The organism is Sphingomonas bacterium, assembly GCF_903644055.1.
Classification (GTDB): domain Bacteria; phylum Pseudomonadota; class Alphaproteobacteria; order Sphingomonadales; family Sphingomonadaceae; genus Sphingomonas_I.
In genome coordinates this window covers 20,152-27,121 of sequence record NZ_CAHJXD010000036.1, presented here as the reverse complement: position 1 = coordinate 27,121, position 6,970 = coordinate 20,152, and the positions used below count along the sequence as shown (strand labels likewise).

The window sequence follows — 6,970 nt, the reverse complement described above, 5'->3', positions numbered from 1 at the left end:
CCGCGGCAAGCCGCACCGGCGGATCGAGCCGCTGGGTTGTTCGGAAACTCGCGAAAGGGCGAGTTTCAGGCGGCACCGGCCCGCACCCCCACCCGACCTCCCACAGAGTATCCTGACTGGGAGGTCGGGTGGGGGTGCGGGCCGGTGCCGCCAACGCGCCAAGGGCGCGTTTTCAAACGCACCCTAAGGCCCTACCACGATCGCGGGCGGCGACTCGTCATGCCGGCGGAAGCGCTGGCGCTTGCAATAGGCCAGGCTGCGCCACGCCCATTCCAGCGGGCCGATCACGAAATAACGGCTGTAGATGTTCGCGGCGATCAGCAGCACGACGATCGTCACGGTCGCGGTAACCGCGAGCCCCGCCCAGCCGAACTTGTCCCACAAGCCCAGCCCGAAGCCCGGAAACAGCAGCCACATGCCGATCAGCGTCTCTGCGACGTAGAGCGAGAAGGCAATGCGTCCCGCCGCCTTGAACGGACTGAGCAAGGCGTAACCCGCCCTGGTCCTGGCGAGCAGGTTGACCAGCGCGATATGCCCCAGCGTCACCGCCAGCCGCGCATATTCCTCGGTCGCCCAGATCGTCTTGGGAATGGGCCAGAACGCCAGTCGCTCATGCACGCCCATCGCGCGCGCGCCAAAGCCGAACGCATAAGCGGCGATCATCGCGACCAGATAGGTGCGGCTGCTGCTGAGCCCCTGGATGAAGCCCCATTTGAACAGAGCGACGCCGATCAGCATCGTCGAAAAAGCCTCGAGCACCCAGAAGAGCTCGCCGCTCTTGGCGTAATCGATCCATTGCAGGTGCAGCCACTTGGCATAGCCGAGGAAGCCGCCGCGCCGCGCCTTCGCCTCCTCGGCCATCTCCTTCTTCTGCTTGGGGGTGAGCCTGAGCTTGTCGAGCTTCTTGCCCCACTCGGCGAGCGCCTCTTTCTGGTCCTTGCTCAGCGGCGTATGCGCGGCCTGCGCGACATGCGCCGCCTCCACCTTGTGGACCAGCGCCACGCGCTGCGGATATTCGGCCGCGCCGCCGACGAAGCCGAGCGTGCCCCAGAGCAGGCCGAGGATCAGCAGCGTCCTGGGCGCCAGCTTGCGGAACGGGAACAGGAACAGCGACGCGAGCGCATAGGTGTGGAGGATGTCGCCCGGCCACAGCAGGGCGAAGACGTCGAGCAGCCCGAACACCAGCAGCCAGAGCGTGCGCCGCATATAGAGATCGGCGACCGCCACCGGCCCGGTCGGCGTCATCGCCTTGGCGGTGAGGATCATCATCCCCGCGCCGAACAGCATCTCCAGCGTGCCGCGCTGCGTGCCTTCCGCGACGACCTCGATAATGCTCCACGCCCATCGGTCGGCCGGCATCCAGCCCTGCAGCCGCGGATCGCCGAAAGCGGCCTGCACCGTTCCGCCCATGAAGGGGATGTTCATGTAGAAGATGCCGAGGATCGCGATCCCGCGCAGCATATCGAGCACGTCGATCCGCGCCCGCCCCGTCACCGGCGCAAGCTGCACCGTCGCACCCGATTCCCTATCCGCCATCACCGCCCCCGCAGCCGCCAGACAAAACGCTGCCGGAACAAATACTACAATGCAAGGTGAGGCGTGCAGATCGCGCGGATTATTCCACTACTCTCAAACGTCGCTTCTCGTGCGAACGCCGCTTGAGAAGATCGTCGACCAGGTCCGCGAGATCCACCTGCCGAAACGGTTTCGCGAGCCGCATGACATCGGGCGGGACATCCTCGCCGGCGGCCGCATATCCCGTCACCAGCAATGTCGGAATCCGCACGCCGTTCGATCGGAGTTCGTTGATAAGCTCGCCCCCCGTCATTCCCGGCATGAGATAGTCGCTGACGAGGACGTCCACATCGATGCCGGATCGGATGGCGGACAAGGCCTGGGTTCCCGATCCGACTTCGGTGACGAGATAACCGAGGTCGCGGAGCATGTCGGCGGTCGCCGACCGCACAAGCTCCTCGTCGTCCACCAGCAACACCTTCGCGGCACGCCTGGCGGGGACGGGCTCGCTCAATTGGCGCGCCGCACCGCTCGCGACCTCTTTGGTCGCGGGCAGCCACAATTCGACCGACGTGCCCGCGCCCGGCTCGCTGCGAAGATGAAGCGTGCCTTCCGATTGTGCGGCGAGGCCATGAACCATCGAAAGGCCGAGACCCGTGCCCTTGCCGACACCCTTGGTCGAGAAGAAGGGTTCGGCCGCGCGCGCCAGCGTGGCTCGATCCATTCCCGTCCCCGTGTCTTCCGCGACCAGGCGTATGAAGTTACCCGGCTTGAGATCGAGCATGTTGCGCTCGTCGACCACCATCTTCGCCGCCGTGAGCGTCAGCCGCCCGCCGCCCGGCATCGCATCACGGGCATTGATCGCAAGATTGAGCAACGCCAGTTCGAGCTGGTTCGGATCGACCCGCGCCGACGGGAGGTGGCGGGGCACCTCGACGATGACGGTGATCGTCGGGCCCAGCGAACGTCGGATCAGATCGACTATTCCGTCGATGAGCGCGCCGACATCCACGGCCTTGGGCTGGAGCGCCTGCCGCCGGGCGAAGGACAGAAGCCGCTGGGTAAGCGTCGCCGCCCGCTCGGCGGCCTGAAGCGCGCCGCTGATCACGCGCTGCGTCTTCTCGTCATCCTTGTGCCGCCGGCGGACGAGATCTAGGCTGCCGACGATCGGCGTCAGCAGATTGTTGAAATCGTGCGCGACGCCGCCGGTCAACTGGCCGATCGCGTCCATCTTCTGGGCCTGGGCCAGTTGCGCGCTCGCTTCCTTCTGCTCGGTCACGTCCGAAACCACGCCCGTCACCCGCTCGGCCTTGCCGGTCGATCCATAGCGGACGCGGCCCTTTATCACGATCCACCGATGCGCGCCGTCCGCCGCATTGATGTTGCATTCCACATCCAGCGAGCCTGAGACCAACGCGGCTTCGAAAGCGGCCGCGACATCGGATCGCTGCCCGACCTCGACATGGCCGAGGAAGGTCTTCACGTCCCACTGCGACCGTGGCGGCGAATATCCGAAAATCTCGTCATGGCGGGGCGTTCGGAGGACCTGGCCGCTGGACAGATCGATATCCCAGCTTCCCATGCCCGCGGCTTCGAGCGCGAGTTCCAGGCTGGCGTGCGCCGCTTCCAGCTCGGCGGTACGATCGACGACCGCGCGTTCCAGCGTCTCGGCGGCATCGCGGACTTCATATTGCCGCCGGCGCGCCTTCAGTGCCGATCGGATCGCGCCGAGCATCGCTTCGGCGTGAAGTGGGCGCTGAAGGAGAACGACGTTGCCGAGGTCCGCGAGACGTTTGGTGGCGGCCGCCGACCGTGGCGCGGGGGCGCCGTTCGCCAAAACCACGAAGGGAATGTCGGACCATTTCGGCTGTTCCGAGACCCACGCCGTGAGCCTCGCGGGATCGTCGGCCGCCAGCGCCTCTTCGGTAAGAAGTATCGCACCCGCCCCTGCATGAACCGCCTCCAGCAATTCCTGCTGATCTGCACACACCAGCGAATGCTGCCCATGACGATCGAGCAGTTCGGCGGCGATAGCGGCATCCCGGCCCCTGGGGGCGAGGATCAGGATGCGATCCTCCATTCTAACCGTGGCTCTCCAGCGAGCCCATGTTGCTGGCCATCAGCGTCTTGCCTTCACCCGAAAATGTCGGAACGCCCGTGAGCACGCCCTGGAATTCCCGAAGCGGCTCGCCGACCTCCAGGCCATCCCTGCTGATCTGGAACTCACGGATGGTGCGTTCGTGCCGCGACGTCCGGGTCTTGATGACCGAGATCGCCTGTCGGACTTCGCCATGCGCCTCGAAATAGCGCAACTGCACCACGGTGTCGGAAAGATAGCTCAGATCGACGTCCTGACGGATGTCGCCCATGACGCCGTGGAGGCCCAGGATGAGGAGGCTCACCACGCCTTCCTGGCCGAGATAGGTCAGCATTTCATGCATTTGCAGGACGAGAAACTGCTCGTTCGGCATCGATTGGAGATAGGCGTTCAGACTGTCGATCACGATGGCGCGCGCGCCATCTTCCTTGACGGCGGCGCGTACCGCGTTCGCAAACTCCCCCGGCGACATCTCGGCCGGATCGATCGCCCTGATCTTGAGCTGCCCGCTGTCGATATAGGGCTGGAGGTCCATGTCGAGCGACGCGCTGCGCTTCAGAAGCGTCGGAAGCCGCTCGTCGAACAGGAAATAGGCCGCTTTGTCGCCACGCTTGAGCGCCGCGACCATGCACTGCACCGCCATCGTCGTCTTGCCGACGCCGGCCGGTCCGATCAGCAGCGTCGCGGTGCCGGGAACCAGCCCGCCGCCCAACAGCGCGTCGAACTGGTCCGACCCGGTGGATACGACGTCATCATCGTAGGTAGTGCCGTGCTCCGAGGCGACCAATCGCGGATAGACACGCAAGCCTCCGCGCGCGATCTCGAAATCGTGAAAGCCGCCGCGATACTGCATGCCCCGCATCTTCACGACATGGAGACGTCGACGTTGCGCACCGAAGCCGGAGAGCGTCTGTTCGAGCGAGAGGACGCCATGGGCGATGCTGTGCAATTGAAGATCGCTGCCGGTAGCACTCTTGTCATCGAGGATCAGAACGGTGACCCTTCGCGTCGAGAAGAAATGCTTGAGCGCCAGGATCTGACGCCGGTATCGGATCGGGCTCTGGGCCAGGAGACGGAGCTCGGACAGGCTGTCGATCACGACGCGCGTGGGCTGGTCCGCGTCCACCTTGGCCATGATGTCGCGGATCGTCTCGCCGAGCTCCACCTCGCTCGGATGGAGCAGAGTTTGCTCCTGATCCTCGCCGAGGCCGTCGGCCGGGACCATCTCGAAGAGATCGAGCTGATCCAACGACCATCCGTGGGTCTCCGCGACCGCGCGGAGCTCGATCTCGGTCTCCGCGAGCGTGACGTACAGGCCGGTCTCGCCGGCGGCGGCGCCCGCGAGCAGGAACCCCAGCCCGAGCGTCGTTTTACCCGTGCCCGGCGTCCCTTCTACGAGGTACATCCGCTGCGGGGTAAGACCCCCGCCGAGTATGTCGTCGAGCCCGACGACACCGATCGATGCAAGCGCGGGGGGAGAAACTTGGGCTGGCAACCGGCTATTCCTATTCCAGTTAATTCAACGATGCGACGGCGTTAGATACAAGCGGCACAAGACATATGCTCTGACGGGCAACGTCGATCCTTTCAACGGCTTGGTCGCGCAGTGGTTCAGACACTTTTGACGCACCCGTCATCAGGTGGGCGGTGCAGCTCCATCAGACAAACGCACCAAGCGTTGGAAGATAGATCAGCCACTACTTTAGCAGATTGAGGGATTGGTATTTCGGGGGCGCAAAACATGCGGACCTCGGCTCGGCATAGATTCCCTATCACCTCCGTAGTATTTTTCTGTGTTGAGATCATACCCTAGTCAACGAGTAGGATCAGCATCGCCATGCAGCATTCCGTCGCGGCCTCGACGTCGCGGCTCGGTGGATTAAGGGGAATAAGGATGTCGGTCACGTCAAGAGGCAGCTCTCTCAAGGCCGCCCGCAGGAAGATATGCTGGATCGCCGCGGGAATCGGCCTGCTGAGCAGCGGCGGCGTGAACGCGAAAGGGGTGGCACCGCGCCCGATCCTCGCCACGTCGGCGCAGATCGATGCCGAGCAGACGCTGCTGAGGCTGCTCCGCGATCCCGCGTTGCAGGCGGTTCAATCGCAACTGAAAGCCGAGCTCGCCAGGACCCCCACCGGCCGGACCGCGGACGGCGCGGCGCGGATAGACGAGGCCGTCGCGCAACTGACCAACTCGCTGATCTTCAAGCATCTCGCCAGCTATCGCCCGGCCCCGGCATTCCTGTGGGGAACCGACGATACGCCGCGAACCTGGCTCGGGCACACGCTGGGCGGAGTCGGCATGGCCGGCGACAATCCCGACAATATCTACCGTGCCGCGACGATCGACGGCCGCCGCCGCTACGAGATCATCGGCCAGTTCGATGTCCGGCACCGGCCTGCGCAGTTCAGCATCGAGATCTTCGGGGGCGAAGCCGGCGACCCCAAGATGAAGGACCAGAATGCCAAGCATGCCGACCTGGGCAACCAGATCGCCATGCTCACCGATAGCGATCTCGTCATCTCTCCGGACGGCAATTTCCGGGTCACGCTGGGCGGCAAGGCCGACGGCCCGAATCACATCGCCGGTACGCCGGGCATCGAGACGATCGCCATTCGCGACAGCCTGTCGAACTGGACCCAGCGCCCCACCCGTCTGACGATCCGTCCGCTCGATGGCGCGCCGCCGGCGCCCTATGATCCGGCCGAGCTGCGCCGCCGCGTGATCGCCGAACTGCCGGCACATATCCGTTTCTGGTCCGCTTTCGGCACGACATGGGTCGGCGGCTTGCAGCCCAATACGATCGCCGGGCCGATCGCGCGCGATGGCGGGTGGGGCTTCCTCGCGGGCTTCCGCTACAAGCTCGCGCCGGGCAAGGCGCTCCTGATCACTACCACGAGCGGCGGCGCCAGATATACCGGCATCCAGGTCACCGACCCATGGATGATCGCATCGGACGCGCGCAAATATCAGACCAGCCTCAACCTCTCGCAGGCGAAGCCGAACGCGGACGGCAGCTATACCTATGTGATCGCGCCGACCGACCCCGGGGTCGCCAACTGGGTCGATACCGCCGGGCTTCACGACGGGTATGGTATCTTGCGCTGGCAGGGCTTTCCGGCCGGCGCCGCCAAGGGCGATCTGCTCCGGGATTTCAAGGTCATCGACATCGCCGACCTGGACAGGATAGCCGGACTGCCACGGGTGACGCCGCCGGAGCGCCGCGCGGCAATTGCCGCTCGGCGGACCGGATATGAAAGCCGCCTGCATTAAAGGCTGTCCCATTCAAGCTGAGACGTCACCCCGGCCTCGAGCCGGGGTCCCGCTTCTTCTTCAACGTTGGCAGGCAGCGGGACCCC

At 65.0% G+C, this 6,970-nt stretch carries 4 protein-coding genes; 1 reads left to right on the top strand and 3 read right to left on the bottom strand.

The window, feature by feature from the left end; all coding sequences use genetic code 11:
* Positions 1-183 precede the first annotated feature (183 nt).
* The 3 genes from HUU94_RS01620 to HUU94_RS01610 form a co-directional block, all read right to left on the bottom strand.
* A complete protein-coding gene (locus HUU94_RS01620; protein WP_174273383.1) occupies positions 184-1,536 on the bottom strand; it encodes a DUF418 domain-containing protein in 1,353 nt (450 codons plus the stop codon).
* A 79-nt stretch (positions 1,537-1,615) separates the two neighbouring features.
* Positions 1,616-3,595: a PAS domain-containing hybrid sensor histidine kinase/response regulator gene (locus HUU94_RS01615; RefSeq protein ID WP_174273382.1), complete on the bottom strand. Its 1,980-nt coding sequence runs from the start codon at positions 3,593-3,595 to the stop codon at positions 1,616-1,618.
* A gap of 1 nt (position 3,596) precedes the next feature.
* The gene (locus tag HUU94_RS01610; RefSeq protein WP_174273381.1) at positions 3,597-5,108 is read right to left on the bottom strand and encodes an ATPase domain-containing protein; all 1,512 of its coding nucleotides are present in this window, start codon (positions 5,106-5,108) and stop codon (positions 3,597-3,599) included.
* A 492-nt stretch (positions 5,109-5,600) separates the two neighbouring features.
* On the opposite strand from HUU94_RS01610, the gene HUU94_RS01605 reads away from it, so the two are divergent.
* On the top strand, positions 5,601-6,884 hold the full coding sequence (locus HUU94_RS01605) for a hypothetical protein (protein WP_174273380.1): 1,284 nt from the start codon (positions 5,601-5,603) through the stop codon (positions 6,882-6,884).
* The last annotated feature ends 86 nt before the right edge of the window (positions 6,885-6,970 follow it).

Bases quoted from the DNA above. Each gene is read 5' to 3' on its own strand.
- HUU94_RS01620 (WP_174273383.1), bottom strand. From the start codon at position 1,536: ATGGCGGATAGGGAATCGGGTGCGACGGTGCAGCTTGCGCCGGTGACG.
- HUU94_RS01615 (WP_174273382.1), bottom strand. From the start codon at position 3,595: ATGGAGGATCGCATCCTGATCCTCGCCCCCAGGGGCCGGGATGCCGCT.